The following is a 24456-nucleotide window of genomic DNA, read 5'->3' as shown; positions in this document are numbered from 1 at the left end:
GGTGGTCGGTCATGCCAAACGGCGTGATCGACCACGAACATTGTTTCAGACCGTTGCCGTTCGCTGGACGCGAACGCGGCCATCCGTTATCCCTTGAGCTTCCGAGAAAAAAGACGGTTGCTGAGGGGAAATCATGGCCCAGGAACGAGGAGTGCAAGGTGCGTTCGCGCAGTGGATCACCGGTCGTCAGTCGTATTTCCTGGAGGTGCCGGGCGCGCCTCGGGCACGGGACTTGTCGATCATGTCGTTCGTGCTCGACGAGCAATTCGGCGAGCCCTACAGAATCGAGCTGACGCTGACGAGCCCGGATTCGCTCGCGCGCACCGACTATCTCAATCGCCCCGCAACCTTCACGATCGAGCCGGCGGGAATCGGCGGCGGCGCCGATGGCGTCCGTACCTTCGCGGGCTGTATCACGGCATTCGGACAGGTACGCAAGACGCGCGATTTCGTGTCGTATCGCATCGTCGTCGAACCGTTCGTCGCGCGCCTGCGTTTGACCGAGGCGTCGCGCATCTATCAGCAGCAGTCCGTGCCGGAGATCGTCGAGTCGATCCTGCGGCGGCACGAATTCCGCTCCCACCAGTTTTCGTTCAAGCTGCGGCGCGCCTATCCGCGTCTCGCATTCCGCATGCAATACCGGATGTCCGACTGGGACTACGTCCGCCTGCTGATGGAGCAGGCGGGCCTGTTCTGCTTCTTCCGTGCGGGACAGCATGGCGACGAACTGCATTTCGGCGACGACATCGATGCCTATATGTATCGTCCGGATGTCGTCATTCCGTACCGAGAGGCGAGCGGTCTCGAAACGGGCCACGAGGCGGTGCTGTCGCTCGAGTCGCTGAGCGAAACCATTCCGCAGTCGGTCAAGGTCGCCGATTACAACCCCGAAAAAGCCTACGACCGCTTCAACGCCGAAGCGAATATCGCTCGCGATGATTCGACCACGTGGGGGCGGCGTTATGTGTTCGGCACACACCATCTGGACGGCGACGAAGCCCGATACGAAGCGCAGTTGCGTCACGAGGCCGCGGTTGCCTGGCAGGTCGTATATTCCGGGAGGAGTTCGGTGGTGGATTTCGCGCCGGGGCTCGTCGCGAAGCTCGACGAGAGGCCGGCCGATGCGCCGCACGGGATCGTCATCGTTTCCGTGCGTCACGCAGGCGGGCGTGATGCGTCGTACATCAACACGTTCAAGGCGATTCCGTGCGGCCGGCCGTTCCGCCTGAAGTGCGACGAGCGACGGTGGCCGACGATTGCGGGCACGTTGTCGGCGCGCGTCACGACGCCCGATGCATCGCCGTATGCGCATTTGACGAACGACGGTCGCTACACCGTCCGTTTCGATTTCGACTTCGACGAATGGCCGGTTGGCGGCGAAAGCGTGCCGTTGCGGCTCGCCAAGCCGTTCGCGGGCGGCAACCAGACCGGGTTCCACTTTCCGCTGCTGGCTGATACCGAGGTGGCCATTGCATTTGCCGGCGGGAATCCTAACCGTCCGTATATCGCGCATGCGCATCACGACAGTCAGGCGGTCGACCTGGTGACGAGCCGGGACGGCTTCAATACACGCAATGTGATTCGCACGCGAGCGAACAACAAGCTTCGTTTCGAGGACCGGACGGGACGAGAAGGCATCAAGCTGTCGACCGATTATGGCGGCAAGACACAGGTCAATCTCGGGCATCTCGTCGACAACCGGAAGGAGACGCGTGGCGAAGGGTTCGAGGTCCGAACCGACGAACGTGGTGTCGTGCGTGCCGGCAAGGGGCTGTTCCTGACGGCCGACGCCCAGTCGAATGCGCGCGGAAAGGCCTTCGACATGACGGTGGCCCGCCAGCAACTCGACGCGGCCCGGTCACGCATGCGCAGTCTGGCCGACGCGGTCGAGAAGGCCCGGGCGACGGTGGCCGCATGCGACGCGCAGCAGGCATTGCTCGAATCGCGGATCAAGGATCTCGAAGCGGCCGTGCTGCTCGCATCCGCGCCGCACGGCGTCGCGATCACCAGTGGCGAGCATCTGCAACTGGCGGCCGGCGGACATCTTTTCACGACAACCGGCGGCAATGCGGATGCAGCGATCGGCGGCAACTACACGGTCGCTGCCGGAAACGCGGTGTCGATGTATGCGAACGCGCAGGGAATGAAGCTGTACGCGGGCGCGGGCAAGGTCGACGTGCAGGCGCAAACGGATGCGCTCGAACTCACGGCGCTGAAGGGTGTGACGATCGCGAGCACGTCGGACGCCGTGACGCTGAATGCACAGAAGGCGCTGACGCTGATGTGCGGCGGAGCCTATATCCGGCTCGCGGGCGGGCGGGTGGAGATCGGCAGCGCGAGCGAAATCCAGGTGAAGGGGCCGCTGAGCATCGAGCCGGCCGCGACGCGACGACAGGCGCTGCCGCTGATGCCCGAACAGGAGCAAACCGGCATGCAGCTTTGGCATGCGTATCCGAATGGCGAGCCGGTCAGGAATGCACCGTATCGCGTGACGTTTCCGGACGGGTCGTGGCGAGAGGGGCTGCTGGATGCCAATGGCCGGGGCACGGTGGCGAATGCGCCGCGCGGCGGCGGCTCGGTCGAGTATCGCGAGGAAGACCACGATCTTCAGGATGCTGCGCGCAAGTGGGGCGACCCGAACGGGATGCCGGCATTTCCGGCTGCGAGTGGCGATGCGGGTCAGGCCGTGCCCAGTCTCGTCGGCGCGGCGATGGCGGCGGCAATACCGGGAGCCGGAACAGTCTTGCAGGCGCTGCAGTCCGCGGTTTCCGTTCAGTCGGCGGCATTGGGCGTCGCGGCAAGTGGCGCGCCAGGCGATGCCGCCGCGCTCGCTCGATCCGCACTCGACAGCGTTGCCCAGCCGGTTGCGAATGCCACCGCCAATCGCGCCACGGCAGCGATACCGGATGTTGCGCCGGGCCTCGTCAAAACCACCGTGTCGCGCTGATTCGCGCGTCGCGTCCGCTTCCCGTTCGAAACAGATAACAACTTATGGCCGGAACTACAGCCCCCTCCACGCCTCAGCGCCCGATCCCGCAGGCGATCCGGCAGAACGCCGAAGCCCGGCGTGTCATCGTCAGTCCGGTTCCCGCGCCGGGAACATCGCCGAAGCTGGTCGCCGCCGGCACCGAGTCGGTCAAGAACCCCGGCCTCGAGATCTTCGTGCAGTGCCTCTACATGGTGCCGTTCGTCGGCAACGCGATGTCGCTGTACGACGTCGGCATCGACATTTACCGCATTTGCAGCGAGCCGGGCGGCACGAAGAAGGTGCTCAATTGGGGGATCCTCGCGATCGACGCGATCGGGGTCGTGCCGGCCGCGGGCAACGCCACGCGGCCGGCACGCGCGGTCGTCAAGGAAGTGCTGCTCGCGTTCGCGAAGGGCGCCGGCGCGGCGGTGCTGGTCGATCTGTTCTGGGCGACGGCCGGCGGCGACGTGCTCGCGTTCATGGCGGAGCTCGATACGCATCTACGGAAGTGGAAAGCCAGCATCGTTCAAGGCGTGCGCGACGCATCGCGCACGGTGCGCCGCTTCGTGCTCAATCCCGTGTCGACTGCCGAACAGATGGGGCGGATCAGGAAGAACACGGGCTTCCTGTCGTGGGTGCCGTCGTCGGAGGAGATCGCGCTGATCGGCATCGACCAGTTGCTCAAGGTGTCGGGGCAGCGCGATGCGATCGTCGCGTGGCTGGACGCGTTCGATCGCGATACGGAACCGATGCTCGACCGGGCATTCGGCAACGTGGAGGAAGCCGGCAGCCTGCTGTTCATGGCCGCGCAGATCACCGCGGAGATCAAGGCTCGCAAGGCGCGCAGGATTCCGTCGCATGTGGCGCAGGCCGTGCCGGGCACGATGCGCGAGCCGCACCGGAAGCCGGGCGAGCACCGCGATTCGACGCAGAAAGGAGCGGAGCCGAGCACACTGCCGGCAAAGGACGGCTGCGGGTGCCCGAAGACGGGCAGCAGCAAGCCGGTCAACTACGCGATGGGCGACGAGAACCTCGAGCAGACGGACTTCGTGCTCGACGGTATCGTGCCGATCGTGTGGACCCGACGCTACCGGTCGAGCCTCGCCGCCTACGATGCGAGCCCACTCGGCGCGCGCTGGAGTAGCGCGTATCACCTGTCGCTGGAAGAGCGTGACGGTGCGTTGACGTTCTTCGACCCCGACAACCGAGCGGTGCCGCTGCCGCCGGTGGCGGTCGGCGAATCGGTCGAGGTGCCGACCGAACAGTTCACCGTGAAGCGTCCGGACGGACGACATGTACTGCTGACGTACCCCGATGGCTCGCATGAACGTTATGAGTTGCACGGTCCGGTGACGCATGCTCGCTATCGCCTCATCGCCCGCACGAACCGCGATGGCCTCGGCCTGACCGTCACCTACAACGCGGCCGGCGAACTCGCCGCAATCAGCGACGGCGCGGCAAATGCGATCCGTATCGATTACGTCGACGGCCGCGTCTCGGCGATCTACCGCGCGGGCGTGCCGGGTCTTGCCAACGAGGCCCTGGCGCACTACACGTACAGCGCCGAAGGCGACCTGAGCGGCCACATCGACATGCTCGGCTTCCGGCGCACGTATGCGTACGAGCAGCACCTGCTCACGCGCTATACGGATTTCAACGGCCACCCCGCGAACCTGACATGGGACTGGCCGGGGCGGCGCGAGGGCGTGCCGGCGCCGGCCGACGCTCGATGCGTCCGCACGTGGCACGGCAACGAAGGCCAGCATGTCCAGGACGACACGCACTTCGAGTATCACCGCGACCACTGGTACACCAAGGTCACCGATGCGGATGGCCACGCCACGATCCATCGTTACGACTTCCACAACCGGATCGTGCTGGTCGAACACGCGGACGGCTCGACCGAAACTTACGAATGGGACGAACACAATCGTCTGGTCGGCACGAAGAACGCACTGGGCCATACGCAGCGATTCGCCTACGACGAACAGGGGCGGCTGACGGCCGAAACCGATGCGCTCGGCAATACCACGCGTACCGACTATGACGAGAACGGGTTGCCGATCAAGGTGACTACCCCGGACGGGCGCGTCACGCAAACGGCCTATGACGAACTGGGTCGACCGATCTCGGTGACGGACGCCTCAGGCCGCACCACCCGCTACGCATGGGGCGTCCGGGGCGAGTTGCTGTCGCTGACCGACCCGAAGGGCGGCGTGAAGCGCTTCCGTTACGACCACGGCGGGCGGCTGGCCGAGGCGACCGACTGTTCCGGTCACACGACGCATTATGGCTATGACGAACGCGGCCACCCGTCGCGGGTCACCGATGCCGCCGGTCACGTGACGCTGTACCGTTGCGATGCGCGCGGGCAGATCGTCGGCGTCACGCATCCGGACGGCTCCGAGGAGCGCTTCACGTGGGACGGCGAAGGCAACCTGCGCACGTACCGCGACGGCGCGGGCCAGGTCACCGAATACACGTTCAACGCGCGCGGACAGCCGACCTGGCGCAAGGATGCCGCGGGCCGGGAACTGGCATACGGATACGACCGGCAATGGCGGCTGGAGACGCTGACCAACGAGAACGGCGACCGGACGCGGTTCGGCTACGACCGGCTGGGGCGCCTCGTCGAACAGACGGATTTCGACGACAGTACGACCCGTTACGTGTGGGATGACGCGGGGCAACTGAGCGGCTCGCAGGTGGGTGACATCGAGACGACCTACGCACGTGACCCGCTCGGTCGATTGACGTGTCGGGAGACGAAGGGCGCGGGCGGTCGCGGCCACGTGACCGAGCGCTTTTATTACGACGCCCGCGGCCGCCTGACGACCGCACAGGGTCACGGCAGCCGCGTGTACCTGCACTACGACGATGCCGACAACCTGATCGCCGAAGAACAGACGATTTACCCGGGTACCGACGGCACCTATACGGCGGTGACCCGGCACGAATACGACGCACTCGGCAACCGGATCCGCACGCAACTGCCGAACACGCGCACGATCGACTGGCTGCGCTACGGCTCTGGCCACCTGCACGGGGTGCTGCTGGATGGCCAGCCGCTGGTGGATGTCGAGCGCGATGCGCTGCATCGCGAAACGATTCGCCGATACCGCAGCTTCGAGCAGACGCGCGAATACGATCCGGTCGGGCGGCTGAAGCGGATGATCGTGCGCCGCGAGACCTACGCGCGGCCGGCCGACTGGATCGCCAGCCGGCAACTGAGCTACGACGCCGTGGGCCAACTGACGCGCATCGAGGATCGCACGCGCGGCGTCACGGACTACACGTACGACCCGACCGGGCGCTTGCTGAAGGCGACCACGCCGGACCTGAAGGAAGTGTTTGCGTTCGACCCGGCGGGCAACCCGGTGGATCCGGAGAAGATCCCGCCGCGCCCGAGCGACGAAACGATCGAGTCGGTGACGGCGCGGATGCGGCGTCATATTGCGCAGGATCAGGCGTGGCAGGACGCGCACCCGGGCGAACGGATGTCGCCGGAGCAGGTCGCGCGGCGCCTGCAGATGGCCGACGAGTTCAACGCACTGACCAATTGGGAAAAGTCGCTGCCGAAGTGCATCGGCAATGTGCTGAAGGAGCTGAATCGCACACGCTATGAACACGACGCGCACGGCAATCTGGTGCGGAAGACGGAGCCGGGCGGGGTGACGTGGCTGTACGACTACGACGCGGCGCACCGGCTCAGACGGGCCGATCGCTACGCGAAGCCGCCGGTGGAGAACGAGATCGGGCGGGGCGAGTACGAAGCGGGCGGCTGGGCCTCCGAGCCGGGTACGGTGCGGCCGGACTTGCGCGTGAGCTTCGCCTATGACGCGTTCGGCCGTCGCAGGTTGAAGGACGTGGGGAGAAAGGACGGCAGCATCGATCGGACGGTGTTCACGTGGGACGGCGATGTGCTGCTGATGGAGGAGCGGTTCCATATCCCGCCGCTGCAGCCGGGCGAGCGCGAGCGGGCGACGCATCGTCCGACGCAGGTGGTGCGGGAGGATCCGGACGATGCGTGCTCGGTGCCGGTGGCGCAGCGGATGCATACGTTCGGCGAGCGGTACCAGTGGCAGGGTGCGTCGCTGTATATGCACGAACCGGGCACGTTCGTGCCGCTGGCGCGGCTGGACGAGACGCTGGTGGAGGCGGCGTTTATTGCGACAGGCACGGACGGGCGGTTCGTGCAGGTGCCGGCGAAGACGCGGCATGCGACGCTGTTCTACCAGAACGATCATCTCGGGACGCCGCAGGAACTGCTGGACGAGTCGGGGAAGGTGGTGTGGCTGGGGCGGTATCGGGCGTGGGGCGGCGAGAAGACGGTGTGGCGGGAGGTGCCGGAGCGGAACGAGGCGACGAACCCGATCCGGTTTCAAGGGCAGTATCACGATGACGAGACGGGGCTGCACTACAACCGGTATCGGTACTATGATCCGGGCAGCGGACGGTTCGTATCTAAAGACCCGATTGGGCTCGCTGGCGGGATCAACGTCTATCAGTACGCGGCCAATCCGGTTGAGTGGGTTGATTCTTTGGGCCTGGCAAAAATGCCTGGCGGAGTAGGTAGAAAGCCAGCATCAAGCAAGCCGAATCAGAACGCGAAATGTCCCTGCAGGAAAGAGTGGGAAGTCAATCGGGTTGATCGAATTTGCGAAGGGAGGCTGAACGGGACAAGTGTCAAGTATTACCGCGACCCTGATACCGAGTTGTGGTGGTCTGCCGATACAGAGGGGCATGGCGGCTCAGCGTGGAAGGTGATGGCGCAGGTAGGTAACGATCTCGTCCATAAGCAAGATGCTGATATCTACGGCGATTACATGGGAAAGCACAAAGGCGAAACTGGCAAATCAATGTCAATGAAGAACATGAAATGCCGGGATGCCAAAGGGGGGTGACTGATGATCTATAGCGCCGATGAATTCAAGCGATATGCTGAAAGCGACAGCGAGGAAGAATTTGCAAAAATTCATGATTCGGCATCCGACGATGTATGGTTCGAGGTTCTATCAAAGTACCCCGAACTTTCTCGTCAAGTCGCTTTCAATAACACAATCTCAATGAACGTATTGGAACGCCTGTCGTTAAGTGAAGACAACGAAGTTCGTTGGGATGTGGCGACAAAACGAAGGATCAGTCGTCCTATTTTTGAGCGCTTGGCATGTGATTCCGATGCCAGTGTCAGGCATAGGATTGCCTGTAATGCAAAGGTGCCAGAAGATATATTGGCCCGCCTTGCTTCTGACGACGATGAGATAGTCGCAGAGGCGGCTAAAAAGAGGTTGAAGATTTGATAGTTGCTGCGTAAGGCTGTTGCACCGTTGCACCTGTTGCACGTGCAACCAGCTTGTACTCCGGTGGGACGGCTCACACGCGCGCAGTCGTCGTTGGGCGTCGAGACGTTTGCGTTCGATCCGGCCGGCAACCTGCTGAAGACCACCGAGCGGGACGACCGTGGCCTGGATGCGGTCAACCGGCAGCCGGCGCTGCTCGACAACCTGCTGAAGGACTACGCGGGCACGCATTACGCGTACGATGAGCGGGGCAACCTATGCGAACGCACCACCCATAGCACGAAGACGGTGTTCGGCTGGGACAGCTTCAACCGGATGGTGTCGGCGCGTACTCAGGAGATGGACGCGCGGTACGTGTACGACGCGCTGGGGCGGCGGATCGCGAAGGTGACCGAGCCACGGCTGCGTGCGCATCCGATGGCGGGCAGCAGCTATGCACAGATGGAGCGCCAGCGGCTGAAGCAGGCGCACGGCTATGGGCTGACGCTGTACGGGTGGGACGGCGACACGCTGGCGTACGAGACGGCGTGGGAACAGCGCATGACCACGCACTACGTGTACGAGCCGGGCAGCTTTACGCCGCTGCTGCAGGAGAGCGGGCCGATGGCGGGCGGAGACAAGGTGCCACCGCGGCTGACCTCGGTGGCGTACTATCATTGCGACCAGATCGGCACGCCGCAGGAGCTGAGCGACGGCACGGGCGCACTGGCGTGGAGCGCGCATTACCGGGCGTGGGGCGAGGCGAAGGAGGCGATCGGCGAGGCGGCGAGGAAGGCGGGGATTCGGAATCCGATCCGCTTCGCGGGCCAGTACTTCGATGCTGAGACGGGGCTGCACTATAACCGGCATCGGTACTATGATCCGGGCAGTGGACGGTTCGTCTCGAAAGACCCGATCGGCCTCGCCGGTGGCATCAACGTCTATCAATACGCGCCCAATCCGACGGGGTGGGTTGATCCGCTTGGGTTGACCGGTTTTGAACCTAAGGTTCTAACTAGCGGAACTGTCTTTAGAAATGCATCGGGGACCCCCGATAGCCTGACTCCGCGCTTAGGAAAAGACACGACCCGAGTCGATGGGAAAGAGCCGGGCTTGTCGGCAGCCACTTCGGAAGCGGGATTGGACAGCGGGAAATATGTCGAGCTGGACGTCGGCAAGCTTTGTTCGTGCGGGCTTCAAGCGACGCATGATAAGCCGAATGGTCACGTGACCATTCGGCCGATAAACGATCCGACCGATTCCAAATTAACAGACTGGGCGAAGTCCAGAGGAGGTGGCTCGACGCATTCTCTGACAGAAGGTATATTGGGAGCAGTCACCGGTCGGGGGGAAAAGTGATGGCGACTGATATCCAATCTTATTTGTCAGACTATGTGGCAAGGGTAAAATGTGCTATTGAAAAGAGGGTAAAAATTGAGTCTTCGAATTCAGGATTTTACCAGAACTCTCTCGGCGGCACGGCATACGTAAGCTTCTACCCAAAGGAGATCGATCTAACACTTGATCTAACAGGTTTGGGTGATAAATATAGGGTAACCGCCGATCTGACGGATCAAGAAGGAAAAGTGATTTCTGGAGATATCTTTAAATTAGACGGGAGTCCAGAGTATTTGTGTATGGAGCTTGACGCGTTATTCGCTGATTTGGTTAAGTTGGTTTCGGATTGCCTTTAAATTAATGAGATGGCCGCGTCAGCGGCCCCTCGTTCGTCTATAACCGGCACCGGTACTATGATCCGAGTAGCGGACGGTTCGTCTCGAAAGACCCGATCGGGCTCGCCGGCGGCATCAACGTCTATCAATATGCACCGAACAGCACCGAATGGATTGATCCTTTAGGTTTAGCAGGGAATCGTACGAACCGCCGTGCGGGCAATATCTTGCAAGATATCGATGCAAAGGGTGGAGGCCACGCCTATTCTCGCCATGGTGCAGGTACAACTCTGGTTCAGCAACCGCATCGGGCCATGATAGGGATTCCGCCCGATTGTCCGCGCCCTAAACGCCCTCGCCCCACGGATTCGACGCGGTTTACGAGCAATGTGGATCAGTTGGATGCCATCCAACGGGGGACGGTAAAAATGAACACGAGTGGAGAGAATTCAGTAACGTTCGATATGGGGAGAACTATTGGAGAAGGGTATCGCAAGGGAGGTGGCACAACATTGAGCGCATCAGAGGTTACCGTTGTTCGTCGAGATGGAAATATTGTCACGGCATTTCCAAAGTTGCCGAGTCTATGAAGAAGGTCATTAATTTTAGTTACATTTCGCCATTATATTATTATCTCTATGCTATGGGGGGTGATGATTTGGATAATTTTTATATAAATAGTAAACCTGATTTGGATCGACTTTACAAGGAAATGAGGTCAAGGTTTGCGAGGTTTTGGCCGGTGTCCCAATCTATGGTTTCTGATGCATTGGAGTACGTATTGGCATCGCATTCATGGGAGGCGAATTGGAGGGGGTTGCTGCCGCAAGAGATTCCTTTGGATGAGGTGGAAGATAAGGAGAGATTTGTGCGTGATCTGTTTTTTGTGTTGATTGGGAGGGAGCCAGACCCGGATTTCGATTTAAGTAATATCGAAGTGAGCAATTATGTTGGGCCGGATGGGATTGATACTAAGGTTTAGTGGTGGCGAAGTGATTTGCGAGTATATCTTCGTTGAACCGGGATGCTGCCGTTGATGTGCGGCCCCGTGCCTGCAGTTGCTAAGACGCGGCATGCGACGCTGTTCTACCAGAACGATCATCTTGGGACACCGCAGGAACTGCTGGACGAGTCGGGGAAAGTGGTGTGGCTGGGGAGGTGCCGGAGCGGAACGAGACGACGAACCCGATCCGGTTTCAGGGGCAGTATCACGATGACGAGACGGGGCTGCATTACAACCGTTACCGGTACTACGATCCGAATAGTGGGCGGTTCGTTAGCAAGGATCCGATTGGGTTGGCTGGATCAACGTCTATCAATATGCGCCTAATCCAGTGCGGCGGGTCGATCCGTTTGGTTTGACGAAATACTATTGAGGGGCGAAATTCGGGAATAAACCATCGTTTGAACCGCGGCCGGGCGAGTACAAGGTGCGGGATGGCAAGGTCCAGCCTACACATGGTGCGTCAGTGTGCGATAACCCAGAGAGTTGTTCATCCAGGGGGGTTGTTCCCCACGAGATTGAATCAGAATCCGTCCCGGGCAATTTGCAAATAATTCGGCGGGGTAAGGATTCCGCACACTTTGAAATAACGTCGGCAAATCCCATGGTCAAGGACGACTGCAAGGATGATCTAGAGAAAATCAAGGAAAGGTTAGGGATGTAAATGAGAGAAATTGAAATCAAGTACCCCAGTTGGTACGATGAGCTTGCTGAATTCGAACACGAAGAAAAAGGTTTTTTAGAGGGTGTTCTTGTCCTGTACGAGGGAGGCAATGTAAAGCTGAATTTTTACGATATGGCTAGATTCACTCAGGATGCAGCCGAAAGTATCCGTGATGACGGGTTCTTTTATATGTCTGGGGTCGTGATCGTCGATAGTGTTTCCAGGAGACATATCGAGGCAGCGGCACAAAGAATCGTCAAGGACGGGGTGGCGCCGTAAGTACCACTCGGTTCGATGGTCGTGCCCTTCGGTCTTGAGGAAATTTTGCAATGCTTCACCGGTAAAGGCTCACTACCGATTAGGCTGGGGCGTGATGTGGCTGCGATGAGGGGCGTGTTTTGTGCCGTGAGCGTTACTCTTCGTGATATGTGGTTGGGAGTACAGGTGTCGGCGAAGACGCGCCTTTCCGCCCGCATGCTGTCACGACAGCTTGTCGGCCCCCCCGAGCGCGCGACACAGCATCGACAGGTCGCGGAGGGTAAGGTGTGCAGACACGGCATGCTGCGTCTTGCGTTCCACTTCCGGCTGAGGTTCGCGCACTACCCACGCCGCCTGAAGCCCCGCATTCAATGCACCGACGATATCGAGGTGGTAGTCGTCCCCGACATGCAGCAATTCCGCCGGACGCACGTCGAGCACCTCCGCCGCCGCATGAAATATCCCGGGCTCCGGCTTCGCGACGCCGAACGCCTGCGCGCTGAGCGTCGCACGGAAGAATTCGCCGCCGCCGGTCAGCCGGAGATCCGCGTTGCCGTTGGTCACCGCGATCAACGGAAACCGCGCGCTCAACCACGCGAGCGCCGGCAACGCATCCTCATAGAATTCGACCCGGTTGCGCGCGGCATAGAAGGCTGCATACGCACGGTCGGTGAGCGCGACATCTTCGTTCGCCCGCTCCAGCGCCAGCCGGATCGAACCGATTCTCATCGCGCGGAAGTCGCCGGCGAGATCGGGGCACAATCGTTCGTATTCCTCACGCAAGTCGCTCAGCGCCTGCTGCGTGGGCAGCACGCTTTCGGTACCGGGCGCGTGCTCGATCAGCCACGTGCGAAGCTCCCCTTCGGCCCGTACGACGGAAGGCCCGAACGGCCACAGGGTGTCGTCCAGGTCGAACGAGAGGGCGGATACTTTGGCGAGACGCATGGCGGTTGAAAAAGGTCGTTTACCAAGGCCACGGAATGGAGCGTCCGGTGCCGTTTTCGAGGGCCTGTCGATACAGGAAGCGTGCGACGGTCAGGTCCTGAAGCGCAAGCCCGGTCATGTCGAAGACGGTGATCTCGTGCGGCGCGCGGTCGACCGTCGCGGTTCCGGCGAGGATGTCACCGATTTCAGTGCCTGGCAAATCCGGCGCCCACTGGCACTCGCCAATGCTGCGCGCCTGGTCCTGATCGTCCACGATGACGCGCGCGCGTTCCAGCACGCCTGCCGGCAGCTCACGCTTGCCGGCGGTATCGGCGCCCACGCAGGTCAGGTGGGTGCCCGGCTGAACCGCATCCGCATCGAACAGCGGGCCGCCGCCAGGCGTTGCCGTGATGACCACGTCGCTATCGGCCACCGCGTCGTTCCGGTCGCGCGCCACGCGGATCTCGCATCGTTCCCGGAAGGCGGATTCGAACACCGGGTCCGGCTCGCCGCTGCAGTTCACATACCGCACCGCGCAACGTTGCGGCAGCAGCCTGAGTGCGTAGTCGAGCTGCACGCGCGCCTGCACGCCGGTGCCGAACACGCAGATTCGCGTGCTGTCGCGACGTGCGAGCAGTTGCAGCCCGAGGCCGCCGGCGGCACCGGTTCGCGCGGTGGTGATCGCATTGCCGTCCATGATGCACAGCGGGCGGCCGGTGGCCGGGTCGAACAGCGCGACGGTGGCCTGATGCGGTTCGCCGCCGAGCGCCCGGTTGCCGGGCCAGAATCCGGCCGCCTTGAAACCGAGCAGATCCTGATTCGCGACATCGCCCGACTTGATGCCGAACACGCCGCCGGTGTGCAGTTTCTCGCGGACCACCGGGAACACGCGCCCGGCCCGTTGACTGTGCAGCACGAAGGCTTCGCGAACCGCCGCCGTCACTTGCGCGGCCTGGAGGGCGGGTTCGACCGTATCGCGGTCGAGGAGCAGGAGTCGGGCGTCTGTCGGCATGTTCAGGCAAGCGCTTTCGGCGCAAGGTGAATCGGGATCATGTAAATTTTGTCCAGATTTGGATAAATAGTCAATTAACCGGCGTGGCGGCGTGGACGCACGGTTTGGCTCACCACCCATAGAAGCGCGGCCACGTCAACGCGCCGCCGTCGTTGCCGATCGCCTGATACTCGGGATGTTGCGCACCGGTGGCGCACGCGTGATTCGGCAGAATGCGCAGGCGGGTGCCGATCGGAAACCGTTGCGCGATGCCGGCGTCGGGCGAGCCTGCGCACGACACGATCCCGTGCTCCTGGTTCGCGGCGCTCATCACGTAGTCGCCGAGCACGTCGCCGTGTTCGGTGCAGACCTGCCCGTAGCCGAAATCGCGCGCCTGGCGCTGCGTGCCGCGGTCTCGGCTCATCGCCATCCAGCCCGCGTCGACGATCGCCCAGCCTTTCTCTTCCTGGTGCCCGATGACGGTGGTCAGCACCGACAGCGCGATGTCGGACAGACCGCACACGCCGATGTTGTGCATCACGAGATCGAACATCACGTACACGCCGGCGCGCACCTCGGTCACGCCGTCGAGGTGTTTTGCCGCAAGGGCGGTGGGTGTCGAACCGATGCTCACGACCGGGCAGGGCAGCCCGGCGGCCCGGAGGCGCTCCGCTGCCCGCACGGTGCGGCTGCGTTCCTGCTCGGCGATCGCCGCCAGCGCTTCGGGCGTGTCGTACTCGTAGCTGGAGCCCGCGTGCGCGAGCACCCCGCCGAGCACCATCCCGCCGTCGACCAGCGCGCGGCCCACGTCGATCAGCAGGTCGGCGTCGGGTGCAATCCCCGAGCGGTGGCCGTCGACGTCGATCTCGATCCATACGTCGAAGCGCTCGTCATGCGCGCGCCCGAATTCGGCGATCGCGTGCGCGGCCGGCAGGCTGTCGGCGACCAGCTTCAGGTCGCAACCCTGCCGGCGCAGCGCGAGCGCCTGGCCCAGCTTCGCGGGCACCATGCCGACTGCGTAGACGATGTCGCGGATACCGTGCGCGAAAAACTGTTCGGCTTCCTTGAGCGTCGACACCGTGATGCCCTGCGCGCCGGCCGCGAGCTGGGCATCGACGACGTGCGCGCATTTGGTGGTCTTGACGTGTGGCCGGAACCTGACGCCGAGCGCGTCCAGATGCGCCTGCATGCGGCCGATGTTGCGACGCATGCGGCCGACGTCGATCAGGGCGGCCGGGGTGTTGAGGGTTTGAAGGTCCACGATGCGTTGCCTCTGAGGGTTGCCGATGCGAACACTGTAGAGGCGTCGACGGGCGTCGTGTTTAACGCACGGCTAATCCGGCATTAAATGCGGTTTAATCGACCGGATCGCGCGGGCCGGGGCGCGGCTCATGCGTCGCCGCGCCATGGCGGCGGGCTCAGGAACCGCGTCGCGGCTTCGAGAAATACCCGTTGCCGCGCGGAACGGCCGGTGCGCGATGGCAGCAGCGCCGTCACCGGCGCGGGCGGCAGCCGCCAGTCGGGCAGTAACCGCACGAGCTTGCCGTTCGCCAGCAGCGGCGCGACGTCCCACTCGGAGCGCTCGACGATCCCGAGCCCGGCGAGCGCCCATTCCGTGATGACGGTGCCGTCGTTGGACGACAGCGCGCCGCTGACGCGGATCACGGTAGACCGTCGCGGCTCGTCCTTGGCGTTGCCGCCTGGCGAGAAGCGCCATCGCGGGATGTCCTCGTCGTTTTCGCGCAGGCACAGGCAGTCGTAGCGGGCCAGGTCGGACGGATGGTTCAGTTGCTTGATGCGACGTGCATAGGCCGGGCTCGCGCACAGAAAGCGCTCGTTGGGCGCGAGCGGATACCCGATCCACGACGACGACTTGAGGCTGCCGACATGGACGACCACGTCGGCGCCAGACGCACTGGTCAACGGGCTCTCCGACAGGTGGAGCGATATTTCCAGCTTCGGATGCGCGCGTTGCACGTCGCGCACGATCCGCGCGACGTATTTTCTGCCGAAGCCGAGCGGGGCGACGACGCGCAGCGTGCCCTGGACGTCGCCGTGGTCGCCCGCAATGCTGACCGGCAGCGCCTCCACGCGTTCGAGAATGTCGACGGCTTCCTGGTACAGCCGCTGCCCTTCGTCGGTCAACGCGATCCCTTTCGGCTGCCGCACGGCGAGCCGTGCGTTCAATCGCGTTTCCATCCGTTGCAGGCGAATCGTGACCGCGGGCGGCGTGAGATCGAGCAGCCGTGCGGCCGAGGCCAGCGAGCGCGACGTGCCGATCGCGCGTACGAGTCGAAGGTCGTCGAGGTCGAGCATTTCATGTCTCTTAATGCTGGCGTTGCCGAGCATTAAACAGCACATCACGCCGCGAATCCATCGACGCGGCTGCGGATCGCGGCAAACGCGTGCGATGACACGACCGTATGCGGGCCCGTGTCGGGCCCGACAGGTCGGCCTTTGTCACGCGACGACAGCGCCGCGCATCGCGTCACTCCCGGCTGCACGCATTCCCGTCAAGCGTTCAGCCCGAAAATCAACGACCGGTGCGCACCGACTCCCGCCGCCACGCCCGACGCCGACGCGAACGTCGCATTGGTCATCAGGCTCGATGCGTCGCCGGCGGCAAACACGCCGGCGACGCTCGTCTGCTTCCACGCGTCGACGCGAATCGCGATGCCGAGCGGCCCTTCGTCGAATGCGCAACCGAGTTGCTGCGCGAGATCGCTTGCCATTACCGTGCGCGCGCCGACGAACAGCGCATCGATCGGCACGACCTGCCCGTCGGCGAGCCGCAATGCTTCGATACGCGGCGCATCGCCGACGATTGCCACGACCGGTGAGCGCTCGATACGCATGCCGCGCGCGGCGAGCAGCGCGGCCTCTTCGTCGTTCGCTTCGGCCCGGCCCTGCGTGAACCACGTCGTCGGGCCCCAGTCCGGAAGCAGGATCGCCTGATGCACGGACAGCGGATGCGTGGCGAGCACGCCGAGCCGCTGGCCGCTCACCTCGTACCCATGGCAATACGGGCAATGCAGCACGCTGACGCCCCAGCGCTCGGCGAGCCCCGGCAGGGCAGGCAGTTCGTCGCGGATGCCGGTCGCGAGGATCAACCGGTCGGCGCTCGCACGGCGGCCGTCGGCCAGCGTCACGTGGAAGCGGCCGTGCGCATCGCGCTCGGCGGTGCGCACGTCGCCTGCGATCCGCTGGACGGTCGGATACGCGGCGAGTTGCGCGGCGGCTTCGTCGACGATCTGCGCGGGCGGCTTGCCGTCCTGCCCGAAAAAGCCGTGCGCGTGCGTGGCAAAGCGGTTGCGCGGCCGGCCGGCGTCGACCACGAGCACGCGGCGGCGCGCCCGCGCAAGCTGCATCGCGGCCGACAGCCCCGCAAAGCTGCCGCCGATCACGATCACTTCATGATGGTCATGCATCCCCTGCTCCTTTCCTGAACCTGCGTGAATGACGGGCATGCCCCGATGGCGCCCAACTCATGGAACACGAGAAGTTGCATGATAGGGCGATGGTATCATTCACGCAACTTCAAAAGTTTCGAGAGAGGGGAGCCCCGCCCGTGAGAACCGACAGCCGCTTGTCGCGCATGCTGCATGCGCTGATCCACATGGACCAGGCCGACGGTCCGCTGACGTCGGAGGCGATCGCGACGATGCTGGCCACGAATCCGGTCGTCGTGCGGCGCCTGCTCGGCGGCTTGCGCGACTGCGGCTACGTGCAGTCGGAGAAAGGGCACGGCGGCGGCTGGGTGCTGAGCGTCGCGCTCGACGACATCACGCTGCTCGACGTCTATCGCGCGGTGGGCGAGCCGCCGCTGTTCTCCGATCTGGTAGCCGAGGACGAGCCCGAATGCCTGGTCGAACAGGCGGTCAACGCGCATCTGTCGGCGACGCTTAAGGATGCCGAAGCGTCGCTGCTGGCGCGCTTCGGGGAAGTCACGCTCGGCATGCTGTCGCGCGATTTCGAAGCGAAGGCCGCGCTGCGGGGCTACACGCGCTGACGCGCCGCAGCATCCCGATCGATCGCGCCTGACGAGCAATCCTGCACGATCCGGCGCGGGCAAAACCGTCGTGCCGCAATGTTCTGTCCCCCAACTTCTGCCCGGTTCGCCCGCCACAGGGCAAAATACGGGTTTTCCGCACCCGCGAGGGCGCGACCGAATCACGCGCCGGGCGGCGGCAGTGCGCAATCCGCACGCCGCCGCCGGGCGCCCAGGCAAGATTGCTCGCCGTGTCGCGAGCCCACAGGAGTCCAGACCCCATGCCCGAATCCAACCTGTCCTTCTTCGGCCGGCTGTCGCTTGCCGTCGGCACGTTCTTCTCCGTGCTCGGCAACCGCGAGTTCGCGGCCGGCGTGCTGCGCGTGCGCGATGGCGCCCCGGCGCCGGTCGCGCCGGCACCCGCTGCCGCAACGGCACCGGCGCCTGCCGCCGCGCCCGTGAAGGCGCCGGCGCCCGAGCTGCGCGAAGCGAGCCCGCAGGCCGCGCTGCAACTGCTCGGCCTGCTGCAGCGCGATGCGCGCTTCATCGACTTCGTCGAGGAAGACATCGCCGGCTACGCGGACGCCGATATCGGCGCGGCCGCGCGCCTCGTGCACGACGGCTGCCGCGCCGCGCTGCGCGAACACTTCACGATCGTGCCGGTGCGCGACGAAGCCGAAGGCAGCCGCGTGACGCTGCCGGTCGGCTTTGACGCAACGGCCGTGCGCGTGACGGGCAACGTGGTCGGTTCCGCGCCGTTCACGGGCACGGTCAGCCATCGCGGCTGGCGCGTGGCCGACGTGCGCCTGCCGAAGCTGACGGGCAGCCACGACGCGTCCGTGATCGCACCGGCGGAGGTGGAACTGTGAGCGATCCGCGCTATTCGATCGGTATCGATCTCGGTACGACCCACTGCGCGCTGTCGTACGTCGACAGCGCCGCGAGCGACGGCGAAACCATCACGCAGCAGGTGCTGCCGATTGCGCAGCTCACCGCGCCCGGCGCGCTGGAATCGCGCGACCTGCTGCCGTCGTTCCTCTACCTGCCGCATGAAAGCGAACTCACGCAGGGCGACCTGACGCTGCCGTGGACAGCCTCGCGCGGCTTCGCGGTCGGCGAGATGGCGCGCACGCGCGGCGCCGGCACGCCGATCCGCCTCGTGTCGAGCGCGAAGAGCTGGCTGTGCCACCCGGGCGTCGACCGCCGCGCGGCGATCCTGCCGAGCGATGCGCCGCCGGAGGTGTCGCGCGTGTCGCCGCTGGAAAGCTCGATCCGCTACCTGACACACCTGCGCGAAGCGTGGGACCACGCGCATCCCGACGCGCCGTTCGCCGACCAGGACGTGACGGTCACGATCCCCGCATCGTTCGACCCGGCCGCACGCGAACTGACGGCCGAGGCCGCACGCGCCGCCGGCTACTCGCGGATGACGCTGCTCGAGGAGCCGCAGGCCGCGCTCTACAGCTGGATCCAGAAGAGCCAGGGTGGCTGGCGCAAGCAGGTGCAGGTCGGCGACCTGATCCTGTGCGTCGACGTCGGCGGCGGCACGACCGACCTGTCGCTGATCGCGGTGGTCGAGCGCGAAGGCAATCTCGAGCTGCATCGCGTGGCGGTCGGCGAGCACATCCTGCTCGGCGGCGACAACATGGACCTCGCGCTTGCGCACGTGGTGGCGCGCAAGCTCGCGCAGCAGGGCACGCAGGCCGACCCGTGGCAACTGCGCGCGCTCACGTATGCGTGCCGTTCCGCGAAGGAAACGCTGCTGTCCGACCCGACGGCCGACGCAGTGCCGCTCGTCGTGCCGAGCCGCGGCTCGAAGCTGATCGGCGGGTCGATCCGCACGGAGCTCACGCGCGCGGAACTCACGCAGACGATCCTCGAAGGCTTCTTCCCGCAGGTGGACGCGGCTGCGCGCCCGGTGAGCCGCGCGCGCGTCGGCCTGACGCAGCTCGGCCTGCCGTATGCGCAGGACGCGGGCATCACGCGCCATCTCGCGGCGTTCCTCGGCCGCCAGGTTGCAGCACTCGACTCGCTCGAAGGCGTGCAGCGCACGCTGCCGCAGGGCGCGACGTTCCTGCATCCGACGGCCGTGCTGTTCAACGGCGGCGTGTTCAAGTCGACGCTGCTCACGCAGCGCGTGCTCGATACGCTCAACGGCTGGCTCGCCGCCGAAGGCGCGCCGCCCGCGCGCCTGCTCGAGGGCGCGGATCTCGATCTCGCGGTCGCGCGTGGCGCCGCGTACTACGGCTACGTGAAGCGCGGCCGTGGCGTGCGCATTCGCGGGGGCACGGCGCGCGCGTACTACGTCGCGATCGAATCGGCGATGCCCGCGGTGCCGGGGCTCGAACCGCCGGTGCAGGCGCTGTGCGTCGCGCCGTTCGGGATGGAGGAAGGCTCGGACGCGGCGCTGCCGCCGCAGGAGTTCGGCCTCGTCGTCGGCGAACCGGTGCAGTTCCGCTTCTTCGGTTCGTCGGTGCGCCGCCAGGACCAGGTCGGCACGCTGCTCGACTACTGGTCGCCGGAAGAGCTGCAGGAACTGGAAGAAATCCAGGCGACGCTGCCCGCCGAAGGGCGCACCGTCGGTGAGGTCGTGCCGGTGAAGCTGCATGCGCGCGTGACCGAAGCCGGCACGCTCGAGCTCGAGGCGATCCCGAGCGGCACGAACGAGCGCTGGAAGGTCGAGTTCGACGTGCGCGGCGCCGCCTGAGCGCGATGAAGCGTTATACGGTCGGGATCGACCTCGGCACGAGCAATACGGTCGTCGCATACGTCGAGGCCGGTTCTGACGCGATTCGCGTGTTCGACGTCGAGCAGCTGGTCGGTCCCGGCGCGGTGGCCGCGCAGCCGCTGCTGCCGTCGGTGCGCTATCACCCGGCGGCCGGCGAGCTCGCGGCGGACGCGTTGAAGTTGCCGTGGCAGGCGGCCGGCACACGCGACGCGGCCACCCGTTCGGGCGGCGGCCGTGACGGCGGGTCAGCCGGTCGTGACAGCGGCGCGGGTGACGCGCTGCCGGCCGTGATCGGCCGTTACGCGCGCACGCTCGGCGCGCAGGTGCCGGGCCGGCTCGTCACGAGCGCGAAGAGCTGGCTGTCGCACGCGTCGGTCGACCGGCTCGCGGCGATCCTGCCGTGGGGCGCGGCCGACGGCGTCGACAAGGTGTCGCCGGTCGATGCGAGCGCGAGCTATCTCGCGCACGTGCGCGACGCGTGGGACGCCCGTTTCCCCGATGCGCCGCTTGCGAAGCAGGACGTGATCCTGACGGTGCCCGCGTCGTTCGACGACGGCGCGCGCGCACTGACGGTCGAGGCCGCACGGCGCGCGAAGCTGCCCGCGCTGCGGCTGCTGGAAGAGCCGCAGGCCGCGTTCTACGACTGGCTGTACGGCCAGCGCGACACGCTGCGCGACACTTTCGCGGCCGCGCGGCGCGTGCTGATCTGCGACGTCGGCGGCGGCACGACCGACCTCACGCTCGTCGATGTCGCGCCGGGCGACGACGGCGAGCCGACGTTCACGCGCGTCGGCGTCGGCAACCACCTGATGCTCGGCGGCGACAACATGGATCTCGCGCTCGCGCGCCTGGTCGAGTCGCGGCTGACCGAGCCCGGCACGCGGCTGTCCGCCGCGAGCCTGTCGCAGCTCGTCGAGCGTTGCCGCGCCGCGAAGGAGCGGCTGCTCGGCGACGACGCACCCGAATCCGTCAACGTCACGCTGCTCGGCGCGGGCAGCAAGCTCGTCGGTGGCGCGCGTTCGGCCGAGCTGACGCGGCAGGAAGTCGAGCAGATCGTCGTCGAAGGGTTCTTCCCGCAGGTCGAGGCCGGCGAGTTGCCGCGCCGTGCGCGCGCCGCGATCGTCGAATTCGGGCTGCCGTATGCGAGCGATGCGGCCGTCACGCGGCACGTCGCCGCGTTCCTGAACCGTCATGCCGAAGGCCCGCTGCCCGACACGCTGCTGCTCAACGGTGGCGTGTTCCGCGCGGGCGCGCTCGCCGGCCGTCTCGCGCAGACGCTCGGCGCGTGGCGTGGCGCACCGCTCGACGTGCTGCACAACGCGCATCCGGATGTGGCGGTCGCGCGCGGCGCGGTGGCCTACGGGCTCGCGCGCGCCGGGCATGCGCCGCGCATCGGCGGCGGTTCCGCGCGCAGCTATTTCCTCGTGCTCGACGACGGTGCCGAAGGCGCCGCCGCGCGTGGCATTTGCCTGCTGCCGCGCGGCGCGGAGGAGGGGCACGAGATCCGGCTCGACGATCGCACGTTCGCGCTGCAACTCGGGCAGCCGGTGCGTTTCCACCTCGTGTCGACGGTGGCCGACACCGCGTACCGGCCCGGTGATCTCGTCGATCTCGACGGCGGCGATTTCGTGCGGCTGCCGCCGATCGCGACGGTCGTCGAGCGGCGGGCGGGCAGCGATGCGCGCGAAACGCCGGTGAAGCTCACCGCGTCGCTGACCGAGGTCGGCACGCTCGAAATGCATTGCATCGCGACCGACGATGCGTCGCGCCGCTGGCGGCTCGAATTCCAGTTGCGCGGCGACGCGCCCGCGCAGGGAGACGACGCTGCGCTCGCGCGGCATCCGCGTCTCGACCAGGCGATCGAATTGATCGAGCGCTCGTTCGGCAGCAAGGCCGCCGGCGTCACGCCGAAAGACACGCGCCGGCTGCGCGCGCAGCTCGAACAGGTGCTCGGCGCGCGCGAGGCGTGGGACGTTGCGCTCGCGCGCGAACTGTTCGACGCGCTGCTCGCGCGCGCGCGGCGGCGCCGGCGCTCGGCCGATCACGAACGGGCATGGCTGAACCTCGCCGGCTATTGCCTGCGTCCGGGGTTCGGGCATCCGCTCGATGCGTGGCGCATCGAGCAGCTGTGGCCGCTGTTCGACGACGGGATTCAGTATGTGACCGATGCCCAGGTGTGGTCCGAGTGGTGGACGTTGTGGCGGCGCGTGGCCGGTGGTCTCGACGACGATGCGCAGGCGCAGGTGCGCGACGCGATCGCGTTCCTCGAACCGACCGACGACAAGCGGCGCAAGCTGCCGTTCGATCCGGGCAAGGTCGGGCCGGCCGACATGACGCGGCTGTCCGCGTCGCTCGAGCGGCTGCCCGTCGCGCGCAAGGTCGAGCTGGCCGGGCGGCTGGTCGCGCAATTGCAGAAGCCGGCCGATCGTGCGCTGTGCGCGTGGGCGCTCGGGCGCATCGGCGCGCGCCGGCCGTTCTATGGCAGCGCGCACAGTGTCGTGCCGGCGGAAGTCGCCAAAGGCTGGCTCGATGCGCTGTTCGCGCTCGACTGGAAACAGGTCGAACCGGCCGCGTTCGCGGCTGCGCAGATCGCACGGATGACCGGCGACCGTGCGCGCGACCTGCCGGACGATACGCGCGACGCGGTGATCAAGCGCCTGTCGGCCGCGAATGCGTCGGCGGCGTGGATCGACATGGTGCGCGAGGCGATCGCGTTCGACGAAGCCGACACGGTGCGCGTGTTCGGCGAAACGCTGCCGGCGGGGTTGAAGCTGTTGGCGGGGTGAGCGGCGCGGCGGGCTCCGGTATCGTTCGGATGCCGGAGCATTCCGCTGCGTTGACGATGCGGGCCGACGCTCGCCGATTCAATCCCCTTCGAACGAAAAACGGCTGCCATTGCATCGCATCGGCAGCCGTTTTCGCTTGGCGAGCCTGCTGGTCACGCGTGCGGCGTCGTCTCGCGCGGCAATGCGGCCGATTCGACGGCGATCGTATCCGGCGCGCCTGCCCGCCGCGCGAGATGAATCCCCGCGAGCATGCAGCGCACCGATCCGCCGGCCAGTTCGATCGTCGGCACGTCGAGCGGCAGCAGCCGTGCGGAGCGCTCGATCGTCGCGCGCTGGCCAGGTGTGAGGCAATCGAACGCACGCCGCGACAGCGCAAGCACACGCCCGTTGCTTCCCGACAATTCCAGCGTATTGCCCGCGAAGTTCGCGATCTGCGACGCATCGAGCGCGATCACCGTGCGGCCCGTTTCGGTCAGCCGGTGCGCGATCTCGGCGCGACGCCGGCTGTCGGCGATCAGGTCGAGGCCGACCATCGCGAACTCGGTCGCGACGCTCATCATCACGTTCGTGTGATAGATCGGTCGCCCGTCGGCATCGGCCGTATCGAAGCAGACCGGTTCGAAATTGAAATGCGTGCAGAAGCGTTCGAGCGCGACCGGATCGGCACGGCGCGAACGCGCGGTGTACGCGATCCGCGCGACGTGGTCGAGCACCATCGCGCCGGTGCCTTCGAGGAACACGTCGTCGTATTCGAGGCCCGAGTAGTCGATCACGTCCTGCACGCGATACTCGGCCTTCAGCATCTCGACGATGTCCGCACGCCGTTCGCGGCGGCGGTTCGGGCTGTGCATCGGATACAGCGCGACGTGGCCGCCCGGATGCGTCGAGAACCAGTTGTTCGGGAACACGGAGTCGGGCGTGTCGCGCTCGCCGTGGTCGTCGAACACGTGCACGCGCACGCCTGCATCGGCGAGCGTCTGCGCGGCGGCCGTGACTTCGTCGCGTGCGGCGGCGGACACCGACGACGTGTCGGTCGAGCCGCCTTCGGCCGTGCGCTGGAACGCGTTGTCGGCCGCCGTCTGCGGGTTCGGCAGGAAACGGTGCGGCCGGATCATCACGACGGCGGCCGGCGCCTGGATCGATACGAGATTCATGGAAGGCGGGAGCGAAAGGCAACGGGCCGGGCGGCTTGGT

18 protein-coding genes and 2 pseudogenes are annotated in these 24456 nt (G+C 65.5%); 14 read left to right on the top strand and 6 right to left on the bottom strand.

Features of this window, described 5'->3' with window-relative positions; all coding sequences use genetic code 11:
- Positions 1-133: 133 nt before the first annotated feature.
- The 10 genes and pseudogenes from vgrG (at position 134) to HWX36_RS20885 (ending at position 11866) form a co-directional block, all read left to right on the top strand.
- Positions 134-2947, top strand: a complete 2814-nt coding sequence (gene vgrG, locus HWX36_RS20925; RefSeq protein ID WP_175954297.1) for a type VI secretion system Vgr family protein — start codon at positions 134-136, stop codon at positions 2945-2947.
- A 44-nt stretch (positions 2948-2991) separates the two neighbouring features.
- The gene (locus HWX36_RS20920) at positions 2992-7872 is read left to right on the top strand and encodes an RHS repeat-associated core domain-containing protein (RefSeq protein WP_244136477.1); all 4881 of its coding nucleotides are present in this window, start codon (positions 2992-2994) and stop codon (positions 7870-7872) included.
- A 3-nt stretch (positions 7873-7875) separates the two neighbouring features.
- Entirely contained in the window at positions 7876-8268 is a 393-nt protein-coding gene (locus HWX36_RS20915; RefSeq protein WP_175954295.1) for a hypothetical protein, read from the top strand.
- A 93-nt stretch (positions 8269-8361) separates the two neighbouring features.
- Positions 8362-9606 (top strand): RHS repeat-associated core domain-containing protein, encoded by a 1245-nt coding sequence (locus tag HWX36_RS20910; RefSeq protein ID WP_244136476.1) that lies wholly within the window; start codon positions 8362-8364, stop codon positions 9604-9606.
- Positions 9606-9941, top strand: a complete 336-nt coding sequence (locus HWX36_RS20905; protein WP_175954293.1) for a hypothetical protein — start codon at positions 9606-9608, stop codon at positions 9939-9941. The genes HWX36_RS20910 and HWX36_RS20905 overlap by 1 nt, the downstream gene beginning before the upstream one ends.
- Positions 9942-9985: 44 nt before the next feature.
- Positions 9986-10510, top strand: a pseudogene (locus HWX36_RS37280) (RHS repeat-associated core domain-containing protein); the annotation flags it as partial.
- Positions 10507-10902: a hypothetical protein gene (locus tag HWX36_RS20895; protein WP_175954291.1), complete on the top strand. Its 396-nt coding sequence runs from the start codon at positions 10507-10509 to the stop codon at positions 10900-10902. The pseudogene HWX36_RS37280 and the gene HWX36_RS20895, both read left to right, overlap by 4 nt.
- Before the next feature lie 42 nt (positions 10903-10944).
- Positions 10945-11045: pseudogene (locus HWX36_RS37815) on the top strand (hypothetical protein); the annotation flags it as partial.
- Between the two features lie 21 nt (positions 11046-11066).
- Positions 11067-11282, top strand: a complete 216-nt coding sequence (locus HWX36_RS37275; RefSeq protein WP_347879225.1) for an RHS repeat-associated core domain-containing protein — start codon at positions 11067-11069, stop codon at positions 11280-11282.
- Positions 11283-11587: 305 nt separating this feature from the next.
- A complete protein-coding gene (locus HWX36_RS20885) occupies positions 11588-11866 on the top strand; it encodes a hypothetical protein (protein WP_175954289.1) in 279 nt (92 codons plus the stop codon).
- A 201-nt stretch (positions 11867-12067) separates the two neighbouring features.
- Here the strand turns inward: HWX36_RS20885 and HWX36_RS20880 are convergent, their stop codons facing one another.
- The 5 genes from HWX36_RS20880 to HWX36_RS20860 form a co-directional block, all read right to left on the bottom strand.
- Entirely contained in the window at positions 12068-12790 is a 723-nt protein-coding gene (locus HWX36_RS20880) for an HAD family hydrolase (RefSeq protein ID WP_175954287.1), read from the bottom strand.
- Positions 12791-12809: 19 nt separating this feature from the next.
- Complete coding sequence (locus HWX36_RS20875) at positions 12810-13781, bottom strand: ornithine cyclodeaminase family protein (RefSeq protein WP_175954285.1); 972 nt, start codon at positions 13779-13781, stop codon at positions 12810-12812.
- Positions 13782-13890: 109 nt separating this feature from the next.
- The gene (locus HWX36_RS20870) at positions 13891-15021 is read right to left on the bottom strand and encodes a DSD1 family PLP-dependent enzyme (RefSeq protein WP_175954283.1); all 1131 of its coding nucleotides are present in this window, start codon (positions 15019-15021) and stop codon (positions 13891-13893) included.
- Between the two features lie 128 nt (positions 15022-15149).
- Positions 15150-16076, bottom strand: coding sequence for a LysR family transcriptional regulator (locus tag HWX36_RS20865; protein WP_175954282.1), 927 nt, complete (start codon positions 16074-16076; stop codon positions 15150-15152).
- Between the two features lie 197 nt (positions 16077-16273).
- On the bottom strand, positions 16274-17188 hold the full coding sequence (locus HWX36_RS20860) for an NAD(P)/FAD-dependent oxidoreductase (RefSeq protein WP_175954280.1): 915 nt from the start codon (positions 17186-17188) through the stop codon (positions 16274-16276).
- 140 nt (positions 17189-17328) lie between these two features.
- Between HWX36_RS20860 and HWX36_RS20855 the strand changes: the two genes are divergently transcribed.
- The 4 genes from HWX36_RS20855 (at position 17329) to HWX36_RS20840 (ending at position 23262) form a co-directional block, all read left to right on the top strand.
- Complete coding sequence (locus HWX36_RS20855; protein ID WP_175954278.1) at positions 17329-17769, top strand: Rrf2 family transcriptional regulator; 441 nt, start codon at positions 17329-17331, stop codon at positions 17767-17769.
- A 260-nt stretch (positions 17770-18029) separates the two neighbouring features.
- The gene (locus HWX36_RS20850; RefSeq protein ID WP_175954276.1) at positions 18030-18617 is read left to right on the top strand and encodes a DUF2760 domain-containing protein; all 588 of its coding nucleotides are present in this window, start codon (positions 18030-18032) and stop codon (positions 18615-18617) included.
- Positions 18614-20455, top strand: a complete 1842-nt coding sequence (locus HWX36_RS20845) for an Hsp70 family protein (protein WP_175954273.1) — start codon at positions 18614-18616, stop codon at positions 20453-20455. Before HWX36_RS20850 ends, HWX36_RS20845 begins: the two co-directional genes overlap by 4 nt.
- Before the next feature lie 5 nt (positions 20456-20460).
- Positions 20461-23262, top strand: a complete 2802-nt coding sequence (locus HWX36_RS20840; RefSeq protein WP_175954271.1) for an Hsp70 family protein — start codon at positions 20461-20463, stop codon at positions 23260-23262.
- Between the two features lie 152 nt (positions 23263-23414).
- On the opposite strand, the gene HWX36_RS20835 is transcribed toward HWX36_RS20840, so the two are convergent.
- Complete coding sequence (locus HWX36_RS20835; RefSeq protein WP_175954269.1) at positions 23415-24416, bottom strand: arginine deiminase-related protein; 1002 nt, start codon at positions 24414-24416, stop codon at positions 23415-23417.
- Between the last annotated feature and the right edge of the window lie 40 nt (positions 24417-24456).

Origin of the sequence: Burkholderia sp. BCC0405, assembly GCF_902833075.1 — a bacterium.
In the GTDB taxonomy this organism is placed as follows: domain Bacteria; phylum Pseudomonadota; class Gammaproteobacteria; order Burkholderiales; family Burkholderiaceae; genus Burkholderia.
Note: the sequence above shows the minus strand (reverse complement) of the source record. Positions and strands in the feature narration are given on the sequence as shown.

Coding starts and splice junctions, on each gene's coding strand:
- HWX36_RS20875 (WP_175954285.1), bottom strand. CDS start 13,781: ATGCCGACAGACGCCCGACTCCTGCTCCTCGACCGCGATACGGTCGAA.
- HWX36_RS20885 (WP_175954289.1), top strand. CDS start 11,588: ATGAGAGAAATTGAAATCAAGTACCCCAGTTGGTACGATGAGCTTGCT.
- HWX36_RS20915 (WP_175954295.1), top strand. CDS start 7,876: ATGATCTATAGCGCCGATGAATTCAAGCGATATGCTGAAAGCGACAGC.
- HWX36_RS20840 (WP_175954271.1), top strand. CDS start 20,461: ATGAAGCGTTATACGGTCGGGATCGACCTCGGCACGAGCAATACGGTC.
- HWX36_RS20905 (WP_175954293.1), top strand. CDS start 9,606: ATGGCGACTGATATCCAATCTTATTTGTCAGACTATGTGGCAAGGGTA.
- HWX36_RS20920 (WP_244136477.1), top strand. CDS start 2,992: ATGGCCGGAACTACAGCCCCCTCCACGCCTCAGCGCCCGATCCCGCAG.
- HWX36_RS20835 (WP_175954269.1), bottom strand. CDS start 24,416: ATGAATCTCGTATCGATCCAGGCGCCGGCCGCCGTCGTGATGATCCGG.
- HWX36_RS20880 (WP_175954287.1), bottom strand. CDS start 12,790: ATGCGTCTCGCCAAAGTATCCGCCCTCTCGTTCGACCTGGACGACACC.
- HWX36_RS20865 (WP_175954282.1), bottom strand. CDS start 16,076: ATGCTCGACCTCGACGACCTTCGACTCGTACGCGCGATCGGCACGTCG.
- HWX36_RS20850 (WP_175954276.1), top strand. CDS start 18,030: ATGCCCGAATCCAACCTGTCCTTCTTCGGCCGGCTGTCGCTTGCCGTC.
- vgrG (WP_175954297.1), top strand. CDS start 134: ATGGCCCAGGAACGAGGAGTGCAAGGTGCGTTCGCGCAGTGGATCACC.
- HWX36_RS20860 (WP_175954280.1), bottom strand. CDS start 17,188: ATGCATGACCATCATGAAGTGATCGTGATCGGCGGCAGCTTTGCGGGG.
- HWX36_RS20895 (WP_175954291.1), top strand. CDS start 10,507: ATGAAGAAGGTCATTAATTTTAGTTACATTTCGCCATTATATTATTAT.